Below are 22,382 nucleotides of genomic sequence, written 5' to 3'. Positions count from 1 at the left end.
TTACCCCACCAACTAGCTAATGCGCCGCAGGCCCATCCTCTAGTAGCAGATTGCTCCGCCTTTCATCCCTCGCCCAGGAGGGTGAAGGAATTATCCGGTATTAGCTACCGTTTCCGGTAGTTATCCCAGTCTAGAGGGTAGGTTGCCTACGTGTTACTCACCCGTCCGCCGCTAAGCTTATCCCGAAGGATAAGCTCCGCTCGACTTGCATGTATTAGGCACGCCGCCAGCGTTCGTCCTGAGCCAGGATCAAACTCTCCAAATTGGTATTTAGAAAGAGCGATTGCTCATTTTGAAACTGACGATCCATTAAATGAATCTGATAAAAATTAACGCGTTCCATTTGTTCAGTTTTCAAAGAACTTGCTCCTAACATCTCAACACTTCGTGTCAAGCGCAGGAATTAGATCATATCATGTTCCGTTGTTTCTTGTCAACTTATTTCTTCTTCGCTCTTTCAATCAGCGTCGATGCCTCATAAGCACAAGAGATAATATATCATGCTGTCCTAATGTTTGCAAGCTTTTTTTATAAATAAATAAGGTGGCGTATATTTAGCATGGATAGGGCACAAATTGATTTCCATAGTGCAATACTTATGGCTACAATGAGGCTAAATGAAAATCAGCAATAACCAATATCCATAACCATCTCGAAAGGAGATCCAATGAACGACAATCCCATACCAGCCTCCCCACCGGTAACAAATGAAGAACAGCAGCGCCACCTGCAGCAGGCTACGATATACCGTATTTTATTAGCAGTCAGCTTTGTTCATTTATTTAATGACTCCATTCAAGCGCTCATTCCAGCAATGTTTCCTATCCTTAAGAACAATATGCTGCTCTCTTACGCTCAAGTGGGATGGATCGCTTTTGCCCTCAATATCACATCTTCCGTGATTCAGCCCGTTATCGGCTATGCCGCTGACCGCAAACCACGCCCTATATTGCTTCCGCTAGGGATGTGCTGCACCTTCGCCGGTGTATTTTTACTGGCTTTTGCAGGTAATTATGCCTTGATTATTTTTTCAGTTATGCTTGTCGGATTCGGATCAGCAGCGTTTCACCCCGAAGGGATGCGTGTAGCTCATATGGCTGCGGGACAGCGGAAGGGACTATCACAATCCATCTTTCAGGTTGGGGGCAACGCCGGACAGTCCTTGGGTCCGCTTTTGATGAAATGGGTATTCATTCCTTTCGGGCAGATGGGCGCGCTCGGGTTCACTGTCATCGCTGCAGCAGGTATTGCTGTTCAAACCTACGTAGCCAGATGGTACCGGAAAATGCTAAACGAAGGATACACCTTCCGTAAAAAGTCAGCTGTTCGCACCATAGATCCTGCACGCAGCAAAAGTATTTTGACTGCCACTATCATTCTAGTCTTTCTCGTATTTGTTCGTTCCTGGTACGGCGCCTCTATCGGCGGTTACTATGCCTTCTACTTAATGAAGAACTATGGAATGACCATTGATCATGCTCAAATTTATATTTTTATGTACCTCGCTGCCGGGGCGGTTGGCACATTCTTTGGGGGCCCGCTTGCTGACCGCTTTGGACGGCGCAATCTAATACTGATCTCTATGGTGGGAACCGTCCCTTTTGCACTGGCGCTTCCTTTTGTAAGTCAAACCTGGGCGCTTGTTCTGCTGGTCATATCAGGTTTCATCCTGTTATCCAGCTTCTCCGTAACCGTAATTTATGCCCAAATGCTGTATCCGGGAAATATCGGGACGGTCTCAGGACTGATCACCGGACTTGCTTTCGGACTAGGCGGTATTGGTTCTGTTGTCATTGGTGCGCTCATTGACCGGATCGGTATCGGGACTGTATTTGTAGCATGTGGATTCCTGCCCCTGTTAGGCCTGCTTGCACTGCTGCTCCCCAGAGATCAAAAACTGGAGGAATGGGCAGCAGAGTAATAAACAACAAGTTGCACGTTCTTCAAACTATTGTGATGAGTCCATCCTTCTCCTTTATTGAGAATGATGGGCTTTTTGATAAGCGTATGACAAGCCTACCCTAAAGAGAATTATTCATTCGCTGAGTTATGCGGTACAATTAGTTAAAAGTTGAATGATTCACCACCGATCACGGGTTAGAGGAGGGACATCATTGAAAAAGGCACTGGCGGGGCTCCGCAAAGGGTATGGCAAAAAGCTTGTTTCCATTCACATGTGGAATGCATGGCTGGTATTGATTCTGGCCGTGAGCGGTTTGATGCTGGTTGGTGGTTTCTGGCGGGAGCTGCTTGGTGAGGGTCGGGTGTGGCTGAAGTGGGCTCATATTGCTTTTGGGCTGGTACTGCTTGTTCCGGTCCTCTACTATTTGCTGCTTGCGGCCAAGCATTGGAAAAGACTGAACGGAAAAAATTCGCAAAAAGCCAATGTGGTTTTTGTGATGGCTATGCTGACCGGCTGGATTGTATCCGGGATTGTCCTCTGGCAGTTCAGGCTTGCCGGACCGAGAGCGGCCAATGCGGCGCTGTTTGTTCATGATCTTCTCACCTGGGTGGGGCTTCCGGTCATGATCTACCACTCCATTACCAGGGTCAAATGGCTGAAAGAGCCCAAGAAGCGCTCCATTGTACCGGAAATGGCACCAGAAGGTGAGCCCCTGAATTATGGAGTTAGACAGAAACCGGCAGCTGTAAACGGACCTCAACCAGTGTATACGCGGCGGGGTTTTATTAAGGTGGCTGTCGGAGCAGGCCTCGCTATAACGCTCGGTCCAACCTTTGTACGTTGGATCGGCAAATCATTACAGCTTCCTGGAGCCGCCGAATATGCTGCAAGCAACGCCAATGCCCTGATTCCTGACCCTGTGCCGCTGGCGGATTCCGCTCCACCCATTGGAGGCGGAGCAGAAGGCAGTTTTCGAGTCTATACCGTAACAGATATCCCTTCCTTCGATAACAGCAATTGGTCATTTACCATCGATGGCCTCGTTGACAGGAAGTTCACTTGGAATTGGGATGAATTCGTCAAGCTGCAGCGTGAGGTGCAGGTCAGCGATTTTCACTGCGTCACGGGCTGGTCGGTCTATAAAAACACATGGGAGGGCCTCCCGCTCGCAAAGCTGCTCGACATGGCCGGAGTGCAGGAGCAGGCAGTAACGGTAAAGTTCTATTCCGGTGATGGTGTCTACACCGATTCGCTGACTCTGGACCAAGCGCGGATGAAGGATGTAATGGTTGCTGTGCTGCACGACGGCAAACCTATTCCGAACCAGCTTGGAGGCCCTGTACGTCTGGTGACTCCGCAAATGTATGCCTATAAATCAGTGAAGTGGCTGAACCGGATTGAGCTCATTTCAGAAGATCATGTCGGCTATTGGGAACAACGCGGATATGATAAGGATGCTTGGTTGCCTAGTGCGAAGCGGGTATAGACCTTTATCGCCCGGAGCCTGTATACGCCTTGTTCATCACGTTGGAAAATAAAGCAGCCGCCATCCCGCTGCCCGCGGTCATAAAGTTATCCTTGTCGGTATGGTCAAACCCCATCCATACAGCGGCTGTCCAAGCAGGGGTGTACCCGACGAACCAAAGGTCCCGGTTGGCCTTGCCGGTGACGCCTGGCAGATCAGCCTGGGTCGTTCCGGTCTTCCCGGCTACCGGGATGTTCATCCGTGCTTTTACACCTGTCCCTTTGTTCACTACGTCGCGAAGCATTGCAGTCATGTTTGCAGCAGTGAGCGGTGAGACAACCTGCTTTCTTTTAGATGCATACCTGTACAACATTTTACCCTGCGCATCTGATATGCTCCGAACGGTATGGGCTTCGTTAAAGGTTCCACCGCTTGCGAATACACTGTATGCCTGTGCCATTTTGAGAGGAGAGACACCTGTATGCAGCCCACCAAGCGCAATTGACAGATTATTATCTTCCTGCGGCAGCACTATCCCGAGCTTGGCTGCGAATGCACGGGCGTTCTCAACCCCCACCTGCTTCAGCAGCCAGACTGCCGGAGCATTAATAGATTGCTGTAGTGCCTGACTCATGCTTACCTGCCCCCGGTATATGCCATTATGATTATCAGGGCTGTAACTCCCATATCTCTGTTTCCGGTCAAGAAGAAGACTGTCCGGCATGAATTTTCCGCTCTCAAGCGCCGGACCGTAATCAATAACCGGCTTAAAAGCGGAGCCCGGCTGACGTGCATCAATAATTGCCCGATTAAGGCTGCCTATACTTGGATCACGTCCTCCGGTTAACGCCACTATCTCTCCATTATCATGGTTGATTATAACCATGGCTGCCTCCACTTGCTGCGTTTTCCCATCGGAGGGGAAGAAATCAGAATTGCGGAAAGTCTCTTCCAGCGCTAGCTGGGCACCGGGATTCATTCCCGTCACAATCGTGTAGCCGCCTGTCTGCAGTTCTGTCTCCGTCTTCCCGGTCAGCCGGGAGGCTTCTTTAAGCACGGTATTAATGTAGGAAGCCCCTGTTCCAGGAGAATACGCCTCTGTACCCGCTTCAGGCCTAATCTCCTGCTTCGCAGCAGCCACCATCTCCTCATGGGTAATCAATCCCCGCTGCTCCATGATCCGCAGAACAAGCTTTCTCCTCTCCACGGGACGTTCCCCCGCCGACTCAGGATTGTAAACAGAGGGGCCTTTTGGAATAGCCGCCAAAGCAGCAATTTGCCAGATTTCTAACTCCTTCATATACGTTTTGCCGAAATAATGCTCGGCCGCCGCCTTCACTCCATATTGTCCTTGGCCCATATAGATTTGGTTAAGGTAGTGCTGCAGTATCTCCTCTTTCGACAGCCGTTTCTCCAAAGCTATAGCAAGGGAAGCTTCATTCAGCTTTCGCAACAGATTTTTGTCTCTGTTCAGATATAGATTGCGGGCGAGTTGCTGAGTGATGCTGCTGCCTCCCTCAGCATTGTCCAGATACACCGCATTGTGCAATGCAGCCCGCAGAATTCCTGTATAATCCAGGCCCTGATGACTGTAATATCGGTGGTCTTCGACCGCCAAAAAGGTCTTGATTAGCAGTTCAGGCATCTCTTCCAGACGGGCCGACCTCCTATATCCTGATTCCGGCAATGGAATTCTGCGCAGCACGGTCCCATCGGAGGCAAGAATTATACTGGATTCCGCCAGCTTCAACTTCTCTGGATGACGGTCTAATACAGCATCCCCGTATAGATGAACGTAGACTATAAGGGCCACCAGCAATAGGGCACAGGCTACCCCGATGTCAAAAGCAGTATAAAAAATGCGCAACAGTTTTCGCCTTGCCCGGGCGTCCTGTCGGCTCATGAGCGGACCATCAGGTTCTCCATGAACCTCTCCATGCCCATTGCCTCGCGTTTCGCCGCCTCTACCTGCAAAATCTGAATCTGCTCCCCTTTTCCAGTGGACGCTTCATTCAGCAATCGCATCAACGTTCTTGTTCTTAAAGTCAGTGCCATAAGCGCTTCATTTCCCAAAACCGGATCAGCCGAATTCTTCAGATTATAAGCGCAAGGACCTTGGTCCGCCGCTTTTTCCGGCCTGTTGATTTTATGTAAATGTCCCGCTAATTGGCCCAGCTCACCACCGCTGACCACCTTCAGCTCCCGGAAGGAACCAAAGGTAGACAATTCTTCGGAAGCCTGCAGCAGACTTTTGAGATCATCGGATATTTTTTGCGACCGAAGCAGAAAGATTACGGTGAAAACCGCCGTAAACATCAGTACGGCGAGTGGTATGCGGCCGATATGATTGATCAGCCAACGCAGGCTACGGACCCAATAGACCGCGGAAGCTGCAGTATAGCGGGAATACAGCAATGCAGCCAACGAGTATACAGCAGCAAGAGAAATACCGCTGAGCAGCGCAGTTCCCCCAAAAATGTACAGATAGCCGGAGCGTACCGTTTTGAATCTTTTCAAATTCTATCCCTCCAGTCACACAGGTGATAATCACCTCATGTCACACAGGATAACGGCTATTTCTTAAGATGCACCCGGCAAAGTTCTGAAGATTTTCTTAAGAAGGGTTCCGAGACAGCGGATACCGTGTGATAAAATCCGTCCGGTACATATCGCTTGCAGCCGAGATTACTCCCTGATGACGTTCAACAATTCCCTTCGCAATTGCCAAGCCCAGGCCGGAGCCACCGGTGTATTGAGAACGGGAGCGTTCAGCCCGGTAAAAGCGTTCGAAAATATGCGGGAGATCTCTTTCCGCGATCCGTTCACCAAAGTTACTGATCCGCACCACGGCTTCATCGCCTTCACGGGCCAGACCGATCTCTATCCTTTTACCATCCCGTCCATATCTGATCGCATTCGCAATCAGATTCTCATAGGCGCGCAGCAATTCATAAGGAGCTGCATCGATCCACAAGGATTCAGTCTCATCCACCATTCCGTAGATCATCCCTGCCCGAGTAAGCTCTGGAACCGCCTCTTCTGCCAACTGGCGCATAAAGGCTTTTAAATCCAGACGTTCTGGCACGAGTGGCAGTCCTCCGTTGTTAACACGTGTATATTCAAACAAATCATCAATGAGTTTTCGCAGCACCTGTGCTTTCTGATAGGCGATGTCTACATAATAGCGCAATTCGGTTTCTTCCCGGCATCGGTCCTGCTCGATATATTCAAGATAGCCGAGTATTGAAGTCAGCGGGGTGCGCAAATCATGGGATACACCTGTAATGAGCTCATTTTTGGCTTCGACAGCCTTGCGTTCTTCCAGAAGGGATTGCTGCAGACGTTCAGACATGATATTGATGTTCTCCGCCAGCATCCCCAGCTCATCCGCAGTTCTAATCTCAATCCGATGCGATTCTCCAAGCTTTGTAATTTGCTGGATACCGCGTGTGATTTCCTCCAGATATGAGACTATTTTTCGTGTGAAGATAAAAAAGAAGAACAAAAAGCTAAGAATTCCTGCAGCAGTCATCACAGGTACGGAACCAATATGATTAATGACCCATCTCAGTAACTGTGAATACGCCGCCGACGGGGGAGAAGGGTTCAAATAGAGCAGGGCATTCACCAACCGGTATCCACCCAGCAGTAGAATGGCACCAGATAAAACGCTCAACATAAACGCCCAGATGAATTTCCAACGGATTGTACTTATATATTTCGCATTCAACGTCTCTCACCTCAAGCTTTCAGGACGGCCCGTCCAGTTTGTATCCGATCCCCCACACGGTTTGTATGTAACGAGGGTGCTTAGGATCCAATTCAATTTTTTCACGGATATTACGAATATGCACCATCACTGTATTGCCGCCATCCAGAAATGGATCAGGCCAGATATTCGTATAAATCTGCTCCATACTGAGCACCTGCCCTTGATGCTTTGCCAGCAGTTCCAATATAGAAAATTCCCGGGGTGTCAGCTTCACCTTCCGGTTATCTACACTGACCTCGTGCTTAGCAATATCTATAACCAAATCTTCGAAAATGAGTTCATTCTCGCTGCCCCTTGCCGGAGCATCCTTGTTGAATCGATGGTAGCGGCGTAATTGTGATTTAGCCCGTGCCACGATCTCCAGCGGATTGAACGGCTTTCCGACATAATCATCAGCCCCTATGCTCAGCCCGAGAATTTTGTCCATATCCGTATTTTTGGCAGAGAGCATAATAATCGGCATGTTTTTCTCCTCCCGGATTTTCATACAAGCCGCAATTCCGTCCAATCTGGGCATCATTACATCCATAATAACTAGATCTACTGTTTCTTCTCTGAGATGTTTCAGTGCCTCCACTCCGTCAAAGGCTTTAAGCAGCCGGTATCCTTCATTCCGGAAATAAATGTCAAGCAGTTCTACAATTTCTTTCTCATCATCCACAAGCAGGATCGTTTCTTGTATCACAGGCAAGTATCCTTTCTAATCCATAAATAGCCTTCTCTCTATTTTATATTATAAATGGATATGGCAAAAAGCCCTGTATTCGATGTTATCGAACCAGGACTTTGTGAATGCATCTGTTTTGTTGTCTGCGTCTAACTCTCCAATAGCCGAAGCAGCTCTTCCTCATCCTCGATCACTTGAATACCCAGCTGCTGAGCCTTGGCCAGCTTGCTGCCTGCCTTTTCGCCGGCGATGACGAGATCGGTTTTTTTGGAGACACTGCCGGATACCTTGGCGCCTAGCGCCTCCAGGCGCTCCGCTGCTTCTTCCCGGGTAAGCTTCTGCAGCGAGCCTGTGAGTACTACTGTTTTGCCGCTGAAGAAAGAATTGGTATTCACTTGGCGTGGAGCCTCAGGCGCCTTTGCCTCTACACCGAGTGTAAGCATACGGTCAATACTGGTGACTACAAAGGGATCCGCGAAAAAGCTCACAATGCTCTCGGCTACAATGCCTCCAATGTCAGGGAGTCCGGACAATTCCTCGGCGGTTGCATTCATGACTGCTTCCAGGCTGCGGTAGTGATCGGCTAACATTTTGGTGGTTGCTTTGCCAGTGTTCGGAATACCGAGGGCAAACAGGAAAGACGCTAGGTCCCGCCCTTTGCTCTCTTCCAGCGCCTTAAGGAGGTTATCGGCTTTCTTCTCCCCAAAACGTTCCAATTTCACAAGCTGCTCGAAGGTCAGCTCATATAAGTCAGCTGGTTCCCGCACATCCAGTTCCTCATGCAACTGCCCGGCCGTCTTGTCACTGAAAGTCTCGATATCCATTGCGTCCCGGGAAGCAAAATGGGTGATCCGCCCGATGATCTGCGGCTTGCAATTCAGCTTGTTATTGCAGAAGAGGTGCGCGCCGCGCATTTCCAGCGGGAAACCGCAGGCCGGACAATTCTCAGGGAAAATAATCTCCCCGCCGTCACTCTCTTCTGTTACCTTGCCAAGAATCTCGGGAATGACATCATTCGAGCGGCGGATGAACACACGTGTACCCAGGGCGTGCTTGAGATTCTTGCGTTCGATATCACCAACGTTGTTCAAGGTGCAGTTCTGGACGGTTACTCCTGCCAGCTCCACTGCTTCCACCCGTGCCAGCGGGGTGACCTTGCCGGTGCGGCCCACGTTCCAGCTGACCGATTCCAGGATCGTTGTGGTTTCTTCCGCCTCGAACTTATAAGCCACCGCCCAGCGCGGGAATTTATCGGTGTACCCGAGTACCTCACGGATGCGGAAATCAGTTACCTTGATAACTGCTCCATCAATCAGATAGTCTAGACCGGAACGGGTCTCTTCAATTTCTGCCAGTTGTTCGGTAACATCGTCAAAATGATCAAAATAGGTAAGGTATGGGTTGACCTTAAAACGGTTGTTCCTCAGAAAATCCATCATTTCCTGATGGTCTGTGAACTGTACACCCTCCGCATAGCCTACATTATAGAAGTAAGCGTTCAACCGGCGGTCGGCGGTTGTCTTAGGGTTGAGGTTGCGCAGCGCTCCCGCTGCCCCGTTACGGGCATTCTTGAGCGGCTCAGCGGCTCTTGTATTATAGTCCGCCAGCACAGAAAGATTCATAATCCCTTCGCCCTGCACTTCAATGAGACCTTCCTTAAATGGAATCGTCATTGGGACCGATTTGATGGTTTTTACCTGGGCAAGAATGCCTTCTCCGGTCACACCATTGCCGCGTGTGGCTGCCTGAACCAGCACCCCGTCACGATAGGTCAGATTAAGCGTTAAGCCGTCAAATTTCAGTTCTACCGCATAGCAGGGCGCAGGAAGAGGGGTTTCAGGGTTTTTGGCGTTATAATCATTCACCAGCTTCAGCACCCGAGTATTCCAGCTGCGAAGCTGTTCGATATTCTGCGCCTTATCCAGACTCCATAGCGGTGCCAGATGCCTGTGGGGTGTGAACCCTTTGAGCAGTTCTCCCCCCACACGCTGAGTAGGAGAATGAGGCAGCACGATGCCGCTCTCTGCTTCAAGGGCTACAAGCTTATCGTAAAGAACATCATACTCTTTGTCGCTGATCTGCGGCGCATCCAGAGTATAGTAATGATAGTTATATTGATTCAGCTCAGCTACGAGCTCCTCCATAGTGTGCATAGCATCCATCGGGGGACATCCCTCCATCAAATTGTTTCCTACGGTTAGCGTGGTCCAAAAACACAGTCGTTAATCGCAGCCGAATTATTCGACTTTGGTGATCGGCGCAAAGCCGGCCAGGAGCCGCTTCACACCCACCGGCGCCGGAAAAGCAATCTGCAGCTCCGTATCATTGCCGCTGCCCTTCACCGACACAACGGTGCCGATGCCCCATTTGCCGTGAGAGACCTTGTCGCCGGCCTTGAATTCGCCGGGCGCCGATGCCCCTGGAGCGCGCTGCGCGCCTCCGGAGGTCACGGTCACGCGGCTCGTACCGGTCGCCGCGGACGCTGTGCTGCCGCCGAAGCCGGCGTTCCCGCCTCCTGCCGGCGCATTCCCGGCAGCGCCGCTGCGGCTGCCGAAGTTCCCCCGGCTGCCTCCGCCAAAGCCTCGGCCCCCATAAGCACCGCCAACCTCCGCGCCGCGCCGGAAGCGGTCCGAAGCCCCTCCTGTATCTTCCTTCAGCTCCTCCGGAATCTCCTCCAGGAAGCGCGACGGCGCATTGGCCGTCGTACGGCCGAACAACGTGCGCATCCGTGCACAGCTGAGGAACAGCTGCTTCTCCGCACGGGTAATCCCTACATACGCCAGACGCCGCTCTTCTTCCAGTTCGTCATTGTCCTGGAAGGCACGGCTGTGCGGGAATACGCCCTCTTCCATCCCGATAATAAAGACAGTCGGGAACTCTAGCCCCTTGGCGCTGTGCATGGTCATCAGCACTACAGCGTCACTGCGCTCCTCCTCATCGTTCACGCTGTCAATGTCTGCGATCAGCGCCAGGTCAGTAAGGAAGGAAACCAGTGACTTGTCCTCATTATTTTTCTCGAATTCCATGGTTACGGACAGGAATTCGTCGATATTTTCCAGACGGGAGCGGGATTCCAGGGTGTTCTCATTCTGCAGTTCCAGGCGGTACTGCGATAGCTCCAGAATCTTCTCCGTCAGCTCCGTCACCGACAGGAATTCCACCATCCGGTGCAGTGCTTCGATCATATCGTAAAACTCTACCAGTGTATTGCGCGTCCGTCCGGAGAAGCCGAGATCATCCACCGTCTGCAGCGCCCGGAAGATAGAGACACCTTGAGATGCAGCGGCGGCAGCCAGCTTGCCCACCGTCGTATCCCCCAGCCCCCGCTTCGGAACATTGATAATCCGTGTTAGGCTGATATCGTCATCTGGATTGGACAGCAGCCGCAGATAGGCCAGCAGATCCTTAATTTCTTTGCGGTCATAGAACTTGATCCCCCCGACAATCTGATAGGGAATATCCGATTTGATCAGAATTTCTTCTATTACGCGTGATTGCGCATTGGTACGGTACAGGATCGCATGATTCTGATACGCCTGTCCCTCCTTGACATTTTTGCTGATTTCTCCCGTGACAAAATAGCCTTCGTCATGCTCGGAGTCGCCGCGGAACACTTTGATCTTCGCGCCTTCTGCAGAATCCGTCCACAGCTTCTTGGGCTTGCGTCCCGTATTCAGTGCAATTACGCCATTGGCCGCATTTAGAATGTTCGAGGTAGAGCGGTAGTTCTGTTCCAGCATAATCGTCTTGGCTTCCGGATAGTCCTCTTCAAAATTCAGGATATTCGTAATATCCGCCCCACGCCAGCGGTAAATCGACTGGTCACTGTCGCCGACAACACAAATGCGGTGGTGGCTGTCCGCCAGCATCCGGCAGAGCATATATTGCGCCCTGTTCGTATCCTGATACTCATCGACATGGATATACTTGAATTTCTTCTGGTAGAAATCCAGCACCTCCGGCACTTCCTTGAACAATTCGATCGTCTTCATGATCAGATCATCGAAATCCAGCGAGTTGTTGGCTCTCAGCCGCTTCTGGTACATGGTATATACCTTGGCCACGAGACCTTCCAAATAATCGCCAATTTTCTGCTCATATTGTGCCGGTGTGATGAGTTCATTCTTAGCGGTGCTGATCATCGACTGGACAGCCTTGGGCTCGAACTTCTTCGTGTCGATATTCAAATCCTTCATGCAGTTGCGGATAACAGACAGCTGGTCGGTTGAATCCAGTATGGAAAAATTAGAGGTGAATCCAATCCGTTCAATATCCTTGCGCAGAATCCGCACACTCATCGAGTGAAAGGTGGAGACCCAAATATCCCGACCTTCCGGCCCTACCAGCTTGGAGACACGTTCTTGCATCTCCCGGGCGGCCTTATTAGTAAAGGTAATCGCCAGAATCGCCCAAGGCGGCGCTTTACGGTTCGCAATCAGCCAGGCAATGCGGTGGGTAAGCACGCGCGTCTTGCCGCTTCCTGCTCCGGCCATAATGAGCAAGGGACCTTCCGTGGTTTCTACTGCCTGACGCTGCGGAGGATTAAGCCGGCTTACGGCATCCTGTATGTTAACAAGTTGCATGTGTGACATGCTCCTTTCTGAATATCATAAATTAAGGAAACGGCTTCACCGTTCTTCTATGTTGTACAGTCAATCTGCGGTGTTCTCTTAACCGCCTGTACAGTGAGCAGCGCCTGCTGCACATCCTGGTAGATGATATTACCGACCACTACTGTATCACATAGGGCTGCAGCTTGTTCAGCTTCAGTTTCACAGGTAATTCCGCCCCCATAAAAAAGCTGACTATGCTCCACCGTCTCTCTTACGGTTCGCACCGTCCCCATATCGCCAAATGTACCGCTATATTCCAGATAAACGATTGGCAGGCTCATCAGCTTGTCCGCAATCTGTGCGTAAGCAGCCGCACCTTCTCCACTCAGCGAGCTGTCCGCTCCTGTAAGACGGGCCACGGAAGAGTCCCCGTTCAGCACAATATATCCTTCTGCAAGGAAATGCTCCCACGGAATGAAGCTTCCGTAACGCTCAATTGCCCGGCGGTGATGGCCCAATATCCAGTCTGGTTCCGGACTGTTCAGTACCATTGGGATCAAATACAGATCAAAACCCGGCACAGCCGCTTCAAGATCTGAAATTTCAAGGGCACAAGGCAATTCGAATTGACGCACACGGGCCAGCAGAGCAGCCGTGTTCTCATAAGTAACCCCGGTAGAACCGCCGATTAGGATCGCATCTGTTCCCGATAAACAAACTGCAGCCAGTTCAGCCTCTCCAAGTTCACGGTCCGGATCCAGCTTAAACACATGCCGCCACAGCTGAATCGTTTGCCTGATTTCATTCATCTTCGTCCATCCTCTTTATTCAACCGATTGATTAGGTGCGATTTATATGCTTGTTTTTCATGCCAAAAACACTTCCGCTACCGCAAAAGCTGTATCTCTAGTCTATGCCAGCACTAAGGGGGGTGTCAATTTAAAGAGCGGAAAAATGCGAACATTTTTTCGCCTTTTTCCGCTCCTTAACGTAGTCCATTGAACTGCCTCAAATCTTCTTCAGAAACAAAGTCCGTGTAGAACCCGTCCACACCCATGCGAGACAGCTTTACAATCTCCGCTTCGTCATTAAGGGTCTGCACATAGATTCGGGCTCCGGCCTTTTTCAGTTTTTTTACAAAGCTCCTGGTGACCCGGGTGGTTGGCATCGTGATATCCACACCGCTCTCTTTTACAAAATCAATCACCTGCTCATTACTGTCCTGCGATTGATAAAGGGTATACAGTACCTCAGGGAATACATGCACCCTATGGATTACATCCAGCATGTCCTGGCTGTAAATTTGCGGAACGATCCGTTCCAGAAGGGCCGGATCACGGCGTCCGGCAGCCTCGGTAAGCAGTGTAAACTGCTGTGTTACCAGCTCCGGCTTGATCTCCTTCGTATCCGTAACGATGAAGGCATCAGGGTAAGACTGCATGAGATCAAGGATTCCCTCCATATCCAGCGGTGAATAGATATTCAGAATAGGGCTGTCCATAAACTGGGCATAATCCAGCACGGTGCCTTGTTTGGCAGCAGGCAATATCGTTTGCTGGCCGAGCAGCTTGCTCATATTATGCGTCCACTCATGGCGGGCGACCAGTTGCTCATCGGTCGTTAGGAGTAAATCGGCCTCGAAGATACGGCTTCCCTGCTCGTAATTAGCGGCAAAGGCTTCAAGGGTGTTTGTATACGTATGGCCGTTAATCCCACCCATGGCGTGGGCAACAATACGGTGAGATGCAAAGCCAGTTGCCAGCTCTTTATCCGGGTCACCCCGTGTAATCACTAGCACAGAGATCAAAGCGAAAATCATAACGGCTGTGGCAATACCTTTTGTCTTTTTCATAGATGTGGTTTCCTTTGCAACAGTTGGAGTAAAAAAAAGAAACGGATATGTCTTCCTCAGCATCAAGGATGGCACCCGTTTCAACAGATCAATCTATTTAGCTGTTATAAGTTCAATAAGCATTTTTGAAGCCATTGCGAATGGTCTTAATAATAATCCGGATATCGAACAGCAGCGACCAATTCTCGATATAAAAAATATCATGCTTGATCCGATCTTCAATGGAGGTATCCCCACGGAGGCCGTTGCTCTGTGCCCAGCCGGTAATTCCCGGACGTACATGATGCTTGACCATATATTTCGGGATTTCCCCGCGGAACTGCTCTACAAAGAAGGGACGCTCCGGCCGCGGTCCTACCACACTCATCTGGCCAAGCAGCACGTTGAAAAATTGTGGCAGCTCATCCAGACTGGTCTTTCGGATAAAGGTTCCGAACCGGGTTCGGCGGGGATCAACCGGAGTACTCCAGCCTGTATCTTCCTCCCCATCCTCCTGCATCTTCATCGAGCGGAACTTGTACATCATGAAATTGCGCCGGTTCAATCCTACCCGTTCCTGTTTGAAAATAACCGGACCCGGGGAAGTTAGACGCACGCCGAGCGCCACAATGAGCAGCACTGGCGACATCATAATAATGGCGAACAGCGAGAAAAGGACATCAAAGGCACGTTTGGCCAGCTTGTTGCCGGTCATATCCAGCGGAATGTCACGCACATTAATCATCGGCATTCCGGCAAAGTTATCAAAGTACGGACGGGCGGGCAAATAATCGAAGAAATCGGGAATAATCAGCGTCCGTACTCCGGCCTTCTCGCAAGCGGCGATAATTGCCGGATATTTAGAATGGGCATCCAGTGGAAGGGCAAGAATCACTTCGTCGACCGGCAGCATTTCCAGCATCCCGGGCAATTCATCCACTGTCCCCAAAATCGGCTTGTAGCGTTCCCCTTCAATGCCATCCCATGTGTGGTAGTCATCCAGAAAGCCGATGGTCTCATACCCGAGCTCCGGGTACTGCACCAAGTTGTTGTAGAATCTTTTACCCAAAGTACCAGCCCCCAGAATCAGGACGAACTGACGGTTGAAGCCTTTTTCACGGAGGGACTTCAGCATCTTCTTCAACACATAGCGGTACAGCATGATGGACAGCACATTAAAACCCATATAGATCGCAAGGTATTGCCGGGATACGTCAATTTCCTTCAGAAAGAACATTAAGCCGAGCAGCATAAAGATGGCCATGATATGCACTTGAAAAATCTTGAGGAACTCGTCGACAAAACGTTTTTTGCGCTTCGGCTGATACAAGGCAAGCACAATCCCGATTAGCACGGCAATTCCGCCGTAAATAAAGCTCCAATACGCATAAGACTCTATAGGCAGGGTCTCGGAGTATTCCAGCCAGCCGCTTCTGAACTTAAGCCACCAAGCGGCCAGAAATGCCAGCTGGATCACCATAAAGTCGGCAAAGATATACAGCTGTGTTAAAAACCTCTGATTACGGCGTATCATAATCTCACCTCAGCATTCGATTCCGTTCTTGAACCTGATTCTCCAGAGCCTGTAAGGGTCTGCGCCGGTGAAGGCACGGACCGGGGACGGATCAGAGCATTACGCACAAGCGAAAGCATGAACTTCACACCCACTCCAGCATAGACCGCTCCATTAATCATACTGTTGTACCGCTTGCTATAATGCTTACGGTGAAATAAAATCATCGCTCTATGAAACTCATAGACGATCTTGAACGGTCTGCGCCGCGCGCTGCCACCCTTCAAATGGACAATGGAGGTCTGCGGATAATAATAAATCCCCCAGCCGGCCTCTTTGATCCGGAAGCACCAATCCAGATCCTCACCATACATGAAAAAATCCTCGTCCAGCCCTCCCACCTGATCAATTGTCTTCCGCCGCAACAGCATGAACGCCCCGACCAGACAATCTACAGGATAGTCCTGATCAGGATCAAGATAACCTAACTGATAACCATTGAATCTCGGACGGTCCGGGAACAGCTTGCTGAAGCCAAATGCATAATAGAAGGAAGCGGATGGAGTAGGAAACCCCCGCTTGCAGGCTTTATCCAATGAACCATCCGGCAAAATCACCTTGCAGCCCGAAGCTCCGAGATCCGGCCGGCTGTCCATAAAGGAGACCATCGTCTCCAGGGTATCCCTCCGCACAACCGTATCCGAATTCAGCAGCAGCACATACCGGCCTGAAGCAACTTCCATCCCCTGATTATTGGCACGGGCAAACCCGACATTCTCTGAATTGGCGATCAGCATCACACCGGGAAATTCCCGGCTGATCCTCTCTACCGAGTCATCCCGGGAGTTATTGTCTATTAGAATAATTTCATAGAAAAATTTAGTTTCCGAATCATACACCGACCTCAGACAATCCATCGTCAGGCGGCATGTGTTGTAATTTAGGACGATGATACTGACATCTACACTCAATGCTGGTACGCTCCTGACAAATATAGTAATCTATCGACAATCATTATAACACAAAAACCTCCCTGATAGGCTCGACCTGATTAGGAGGTTTTAGCAAATTGTACCACACATACAAAATGGAATGCTTGAAAATATTGGAAGGTTCCTGCAGCTCTTCTATTTATCTTATCTCTCTTTATCTTCTCTCTCACATCTGGTTTACTCGCTTCTCAATCTTTTAACTTTGGATTGAATATACTTGCGTTTTTGCTTGAGATTATTCCATTGTGCAAAAAATAAGCTCCAGGCTTGGATAAGCTTCGGTTCCTTAAGCAGCATATACCCATGTGCCGCGATCTCGTAAGGCAAAGCATAGAGGAATGTTGAAAACAGCTTGCGGGCGGGTTCGTTTTTATAGATCATTTTGTAGCGGTTAATATAGGAGATTCTCCGGATGAACATTGGTTTGCTGTCACGTCCCGATGTTTTCCAGCCCCGTTCGTGGTGACCGATCGCTTCCGCATCATAATAGGCTAACCAGCCGAAGAGTCCAGCCCGCCAAGCCACATCCACATCTTCCTTATAAGCAAAGAAATCAGCATCAAAAAACTCACCATCTATACTGATATCCTCAATCATCCGCCGGGAATACATTGCAGCCGCACCGGACACTCCAAATACCGTTCCTGATACTGGCCAGTTCGACCCAGGCTCTCCCGCACCACGATCAAACGCCCGCCGTGCCTTGTTCATCCGCAGTCCCGTGCTGTCTACAAGAGAGTGGTCCGCTTTTAGTAAAAGCTTGCCGATCCTCGAATTCTGGTTTTCATATCAGGTAAGCAAGCTGAACCAGCTACACTACAATATACCGAAAACAAGAATGAGCGGCTATGTGTCTTATAAAGAGAGTGTATTCAGTTCTCGTCACTAACAAGGCGTCTTGCCGCTTTTTTAAAGAAAAAAACTCCCAACCCGCTGTTGCGGTTCAGGAGTCCCTATCAATTTATTTTAGCTCGTGCAAAAAGTCCCTCAGCCCTTCACGCCATGGCCGTATATCCTGAAACCCGTTCGTGCGAATGGATAGATGCTCCATCACCGAATATGCCGGACGCGGCGCCGGACGTGGAAACTGTTCTGTTGTACAGGGTTCGAGCTTAGCGGTGAATTTCAACCCCAGGATATCCTCTGCTTCAGCGAAGATCGCCTGCGTGAACTCATACCAGGTACAGAACTCACTGTTCGAGGCGTGATAGACGCCGTATTTCTCTGTCTGAACAAGATCCAGCAAGAAGTTGGCCAGATCCACCGTATAGGTCGGCGAGCCCACTTGGTCGTGTACTACCTGCAGCAGCGGTTTTTCCTGCCCCAGCTTCAGCATGGTTTTCACAAAGTTATTGCCATACTTGCCATACACCCATGAAGTACGAACGATGAAGAATTTCGAGGATATGGACTGCACCAGGATTTCTCCAGCCCGCTTCGATTTACCATAGATGCTTTGGGGATCGGTATTATCATATTCATGGTACGGCTGTGTCCCCATACCACCAAAAACATAATCCGTGCTGATGCATACCATCTTCGCTCCCACCTTCTCCGCAGCAAGCGCTACATTACGGCTTCCTGTAGCATTAATCAGGTAAGCAGCATCGATATCAGTCTCAGCGGCATCTACCGCTGTATGCGCAGCACAATGAATGACAGCATCCGGTGCAAATCCGCCGATGATCTCCACGCATTGATCCAGATCGGTAATATCCATCTCTTGACGATCACAGCCCAGAACCTCATGACCTTGCGCCTGCAGCAACAGCACCAAATCCTGACCCAACTGTCCGGCTGAGCCTGTAACAAGCACCTTCATCTTCGGCATTACAAAGAATCCCCCAGACGGCTACCGTACTGGAGTGCGGCATATTTCTGATATTCCCCAGACTGAATGCGGGTCCACCATTCCTGGTTATTCAAATACCACTGTATCGTTTCCTTAATCCCTGTCTCAAAGGTGTGCTTCGGCTTCCAGCCCAGTTCATTGGTGATCTTGGTTGGATCGATGCCATAGCGGCGGTCATGACCCGGACGGTCTTGAACATACGTGATCAGCGAATCCGGTTTGCCTAGCTCCTCCAGCACCGTGTTTACAATATGCATATTCGTGCGCTCGTTGTTCCCGCCAATATTATACACTTCGCCATTCACACCTTCATGAATAACTAGGTCAATCGCACTGCAATGATCCTCAACATACAGCCAGTCGCGGATATTCATCCCATCACCATACACCGGAAGAGCCTGATCCGCCAGCGCACGTGAAATCATCAGTGGAATCAGCTTCTCTGGGAACTGGTACGGTCCGTAGTTGTTGGAGCAGCGAGTGATATTTACCGGCAAACCAAACGTCTCATGATAAGCGCGCACCAACAGATCCCCGCCCGCCTTGCTGGCGGAATATGGGCTGTTTGGAGTCAGAGGCGTTTCTTCCGTAAATAGACCAGTTGCGCCGAGTGTTCCGTATACTTCATCCGTGGAGACTTGAACAAACTTGGTCACGCTATATTTTTTGGCCGCATCCAAGAGCACTTGAGTCCCCAAAACATTCGTCTTCACAAATACATCCGGCTCCAAAATACTCCGATCCACATGCGATTCCGCTGCAAAGTTGACCACAACATCAACCCCTTGGCTGAAAAGCACGTCCATTGCCTGAACATCCGTAATGTCTGCTTTTACGAAGGAGTAATTCGGGTTGCCTTCAATTGACTTTAAGTTCTCCAGATTTCCCGCGTACGTTAGCGCATCTACGTTAACGATTTGGTATTCTGGATGCTGCTGCAGCATGTATATTACAAAATTGCTGCCGATAAATCCGGCTCCGCCGGTAACGAGCAGTTTCATGTGTGGACCCACCTTTTTCCTAAAAGTGATGATGTATGAACCGTTTCCGTCCCGGAAGCGATTATGCACAATAAGTATTAATCAAAATTCAGCTCCGCATCCTTTAATAACGGATGACGCTGGTCTTTATCCGACAACACAGGAGCAGACGTTGGCCAATCAATGCCAAGCGCCGGGTCACTCCATAATATGCCGCGGTCATTCTCAGGGGAATAATATTCGTCCACTTTGTATAAGACTTGGGTGTTTGGCACGAGTGTGCAGAAGCCATGAGCAAAGCCCTTTGGTACCAGTAGCTGACGCTTGTTATATTCACTGAGGATAACGCCAACCCATTGGCCAAATGTAGGAGAGTTACGACGGATATCAACGATTACGTCATAAATAGCCCCTGATAATACCCGAATGAGTTTTGTTTGCGCTTTGGGATTCAGTTGGTAATGCAAACCACGCAGTACACCTACCTCCGCCGAGAGAGATTGATTGTCCTGGATGAAGTTAAAGTTCACGCCAGCTTTATGCATAATTTCTTCATTGTAGCTCTCCATAAAAAAACCCCGGTTGTCGCCATGGACCACCGGTTCAAGGATGGATGCACCCTGTAGATTTAAGGATGTAACCTTCATAAGAAAAGTCCCCCATACTTATAGTTTTAATTTCCCGAATTCCTCACCAAATACAATATCCTGTGCCAAGTTGTGTGCTTTAGCTAATGAGCCATGTGTACCCGCATCCGTCCACCAGCCTTGAAGAATATCGAACGTCAACTCTCCACGATTAATATATGCATTGTTTACATCAGTGATTTCCATTTCTCCACGCGCAGAAGGAGTGATTGTTTTTATAATACTGAACACTTCACTATCGAACATATATATCCCTGTTACTGCGTAATTGGATTTAGGATTTTGTGGTTTCTCTTCAATGGAAAGAATTCGATCACCTTGAAGTTCAGGCACACCAAAACGCTTCGGATCAGTAACTTCCTGAATCAGAATCTTTGCTCCAATTTTTTGATCACGGAAATTATGAACATAAGGAGCAATATCATCTTCGAACACATTATCACCAAGAATAACAATCATCTGATCTTGTCCAACAAATTGTTGAGCCAAATCTAACGCTTGAGCAATTCCGCCAGCTTCATCTTGTACCTTATAAGTGAAAGTCACGCCCATCTCCCTGCCACTTCCCAATAGGTTCACAACATCACCCATATGCTCTTTACCTGTTACGATAAGAATATCCTTTACATCAGCCTGCTTTAGTTTATGAACGGAATGAAAGATCATTGGGTATTTCCCTACTGGTAAAAGATGCTTATTAGTCACTTTGGTTAGTGGGTACAGGCGCGAGCCTGTACCTCCTGCTAATATAATACCCTTCATATATTTTCCCTCCTGCCCATTTTGAAAAAAATGATTAAAAATTAATACGTTCTTTCTCAACAACTAGTGGCCTTTTTAACACCTGAGTATGAATCGAACCTATGTACTCTCCAATTATCCCTATAAAAAAAAGCTGGATGGATGAGAATAAAAACAATCCGATGATAAGTGGCGCTGTACCTAAAGAAAAATAATTCCAGAATATTAGTTTAGCAAGCAAATAGCCCAGGGCAACAAATAAACTTAATGCTGACATTATAAAGCCGAGCATAGCTGCCAGCCTTAAAGGTATTTTAGAGTGATTTGTTATCCCTAACATTGCAATATCATAGAGAGTATAGAAATTGTTCTTGGTTATTCCTCGTTTTCTACTTGGCTGTGTATACTCTATTTTATAACTTTCAAAACCTATATCTGAGATCAGCCCTCTAAAGTATGGATAAGGATCATTTATTTCACGCAAAATTTGGATAACCGATTGATCGTATAAACCAAATCCGGTATTGTTTTTTGTTAATTCGATATCTGAAAGACGAGTAATAAAATTATAATAGAGTTTCCTAACAGCAAACATAGCGGGGGATTCATGACTTTGTGTTTTGACGCCCAAAACGACTTTGTACCCTTCTTCCCACCTTCTTATGAAATCAGGAATCAAATGAGGAGGATCCTGTAAATCTGCAACCAGAGAGATTACTGCTTCCCCCCTGGCTTGAAGCATCGCATGATAAGGTGATCTAATATGACCAAAATTCCTGGAATTAACAATCACTTTAATCTTGGTGTCATTAAAAGCAAGTTTTTTTAATATTTCAACAGTTCCATCTTTGGAACTATTATCAATAAATATATGCTCATAGGTATAATCGGGCAAATTCTCAAATACCTCTTTTACTTGACGATAAATCTCTTCCACATTATCTTCCTCATTAAAGCAGGGAGTTACAATACTAATTAACTTCAACGACGATCACTCATTTCTTTTAAAAGACTCTCACTCTGAGTAATGATAGAATCAAAAGACGTAAACTGTGGACTATAACCGAGTTGAGAGGCGCGCTCATTTCTAGTGAAATAATTAGACTTTGCTCCTGTAGCACTTTGGCCGATAGTCCCTTGTACCATAACTTGTAACTGGTGATTTTGTACAAAATGTTCGATTATATCAAATTTCCTGATTGGCATTGAGCTATATATATCAAAAACATCGTTAATATTCTCCGTCTTCATGCATAATTCCACTAGCCGTGTTAAGTCCTCTGGATGTATATAATCTCTAATAATATCATCAGAAAATGTAATCAGTTGCCTCTTCTCTCTGACACAATTGATAATGTCACAGATAAGATATGGTGTCGTTAAGTCTATCATACGACTAAAAAAACCAAATACTCTTAAATCAATAATATTATATTGTGACCATGCCCGGTGCTTTGCTTCTGAAT

Annotated in this window: 19 protein-coding genes and 1 rRNA gene; 2 read left to right on the top strand and 18 right to left on the bottom strand. The window is 48.6% G+C overall.

Translation table 11 applies throughout. From position 1 onward, the window contains the following. A 16S ribosomal RNA gene (locus A3842_RS29835) occupies window positions 1–265 on the bottom strand; the annotation flags it as partial. Window positions 266–667: 402 nt separating this feature from the next. On the opposite strand from A3842_RS29835, the gene A3842_RS29830 reads away from it, so the two are divergent. After that, window positions 668–1,921: an MFS transporter gene (locus tag A3842_RS29830; protein ID WP_143186408.1), complete on the top strand. Its 1,254-nt coding sequence runs from the start codon at window positions 668–670 to the stop codon at window positions 1,919–1,921. Between the two features lie 193 nt (window positions 1,922–2,114). Beyond that, complete coding sequence (locus A3842_RS29825) at window positions 2,115–3,389, top strand: molybdopterin-dependent oxidoreductase (RefSeq protein WP_074103727.1); 1,275 nt, start codon at window positions 2,115–2,117, stop codon at window positions 3,387–3,389. A 4-nt stretch (window positions 3,390–3,393) separates the two neighbouring features. Here the strand turns inward: A3842_RS29825 and A3842_RS29820 are convergent, their stop codons facing one another. The 17 genes from A3842_RS29820 to A3842_RS32780 all read right to left on the bottom strand — a co-directional run. Further along, a complete protein-coding gene (locus A3842_RS29820) occupies window positions 3,394–5,271 on the bottom strand; it encodes a transglycosylase domain-containing protein (protein ID WP_074087198.1) in 1,878 nt (625 codons plus the stop codon). After that, entirely contained in the window at window positions 5,268–5,885 is a 618-nt protein-coding gene (locus A3842_RS29815) for a hypothetical protein (protein ID WP_074103726.1), read from the bottom strand. The genes A3842_RS29820 and A3842_RS29815 overlap by 4 nt, the downstream gene beginning before the upstream one ends. Window positions 5,886–5,982: 97 nt before the next feature. Then, complete coding sequence (locus A3842_RS29810; RefSeq protein WP_143186407.1) at window positions 5,983–7,098, bottom strand: sensor histidine kinase; 1,116 nt, start codon at window positions 7,096–7,098, stop codon at window positions 5,983–5,985. A 19-nt stretch (window positions 7,099–7,117) separates the two neighbouring features. Further along, a complete protein-coding gene (locus A3842_RS29805) occupies window positions 7,118–7,825 on the bottom strand; it encodes a response regulator transcription factor (RefSeq protein WP_083607025.1) in 708 nt (235 codons plus the stop codon). A 131-nt stretch (window positions 7,826–7,956) separates the two neighbouring features. Further along, window positions 7,957–9,969, bottom strand: coding sequence for an NAD-dependent DNA ligase LigA (gene ligA, locus A3842_RS29800; RefSeq protein WP_074103725.1), 2,013 nt, complete (start codon window positions 9,967–9,969; stop codon window positions 7,957–7,959). Between the two features lie 75 nt (window positions 9,970–10,044). Further along, window positions 10,045–12,390, bottom strand: coding sequence for a DNA helicase PcrA (gene pcrA, locus A3842_RS29795; RefSeq protein WP_074103724.1), 2,346 nt, complete (start codon window positions 12,388–12,390; stop codon window positions 10,045–10,047). Window positions 12,391–12,446: 56 nt separating this feature from the next. Beyond that, window positions 12,447–13,169, bottom strand: coding sequence for a heptaprenylglyceryl phosphate synthase (gene pcrB / locus A3842_RS29790; protein ID WP_074103723.1), 723 nt, complete (start codon window positions 13,167–13,169; stop codon window positions 12,447–12,449). Window positions 13,170–13,345: 176 nt separating this feature from the next. Beyond that, the gene (locus A3842_RS29785) at window positions 13,346–14,212 is read right to left on the bottom strand and encodes a phosphatidylinositol-specific phospholipase C/glycerophosphodiester phosphodiesterase family protein (protein WP_074103722.1); all 867 of its coding nucleotides are present in this window, start codon (window positions 14,210–14,212) and stop codon (window positions 13,346–13,348) included. A gap of 112 nt (window positions 14,213–14,324) precedes the next feature. After that, complete coding sequence (locus A3842_RS29780; RefSeq protein ID WP_074087206.1) at window positions 14,325–15,725, bottom strand: undecaprenyl-phosphate glucose phosphotransferase; 1,401 nt, start codon at window positions 15,723–15,725, stop codon at window positions 14,325–14,327. Beyond that, window positions 15,722–16,621, bottom strand: a complete 900-nt coding sequence (locus A3842_RS29775; protein WP_371916031.1) for a glycosyltransferase family 2 protein — start codon at window positions 16,619–16,621, stop codon at window positions 15,722–15,724. Before A3842_RS29775 ends, A3842_RS29780 begins: the two co-directional genes overlap by 4 nt. 252 nt (window positions 16,622–16,873) lie before the next feature. Then, window positions 16,874–17,407: a glycosyltransferase family 2 protein gene (locus tag A3842_RS29770; RefSeq protein WP_178382436.1), complete on the bottom strand. Its 534-nt coding sequence runs from the start codon at window positions 17,405–17,407 to the stop codon at window positions 16,874–16,876. Window positions 17,408–17,657: 250 nt separating this feature from the next. Beyond that, window positions 17,658–18,518: a dTDP-4-dehydrorhamnose reductase gene (gene rfbD / locus A3842_RS29765; RefSeq protein ID WP_074103728.1), complete on the bottom strand. Its 861-nt coding sequence runs from the start codon at window positions 18,516–18,518 to the stop codon at window positions 17,658–17,660. An 8-nt stretch (window positions 18,519–18,526) separates the two neighbouring features. Next, window positions 18,527–19,549 carry a dTDP-glucose 4,6-dehydratase gene (gene rfbB / locus A3842_RS29760; protein WP_074103721.1) on the bottom strand — a complete coding sequence of 341 codons (1,023 nt, stop codon included), beginning with the start codon at window positions 19,547–19,549 and terminating at the stop codon, window positions 18,527–18,529. 77 nt (window positions 19,550–19,626) lie between these two features. Then, window positions 19,627–20,175 carry a dTDP-4-dehydrorhamnose 3,5-epimerase gene (rfbC, locus tag A3842_RS29755; protein ID WP_074103720.1) on the bottom strand — a complete coding sequence of 183 codons (549 nt, stop codon included), beginning with the start codon at window positions 20,173–20,175 and terminating at the stop codon, window positions 19,627–19,629. Window positions 20,176–20,193: 18 nt separating this feature from the next. After that, entirely contained in the window at window positions 20,194–20,937 is a 744-nt protein-coding gene (locus tag A3842_RS29750; protein ID WP_074103719.1) for a sugar phosphate nucleotidyltransferase, read from the bottom strand. 34 nt (window positions 20,938–20,971) lie between these two features. After that, window positions 20,972–21,901, bottom strand: coding sequence for a glycosyltransferase family 2 protein (locus A3842_RS29745; RefSeq protein WP_074103718.1), 930 nt, complete (start codon window positions 21,899–21,901; stop codon window positions 20,972–20,974). After that, window positions 21,898–22,382: NAD-dependent epimerase/dehydratase family protein (locus A3842_RS32780; protein WP_218618707.1), on the bottom strand; the 485-nt coding region annotated here is incomplete at its 5' end. The genes A3842_RS32780 and A3842_RS29745, both read right to left, overlap by 4 nt.

This window comes from Paenibacillus sp. P3E (assembly GCF_001909045.1).
Taxonomy (GTDB): Bacteria; Bacillota; Bacilli; order Paenibacillales; family Paenibacillaceae; genus Paenibacillus_AQ; species Paenibacillus_AQ helianthi.
Note: the sequence above shows the minus strand (reverse complement) of the source record. Positions and strands in the feature narration are given on the sequence as shown.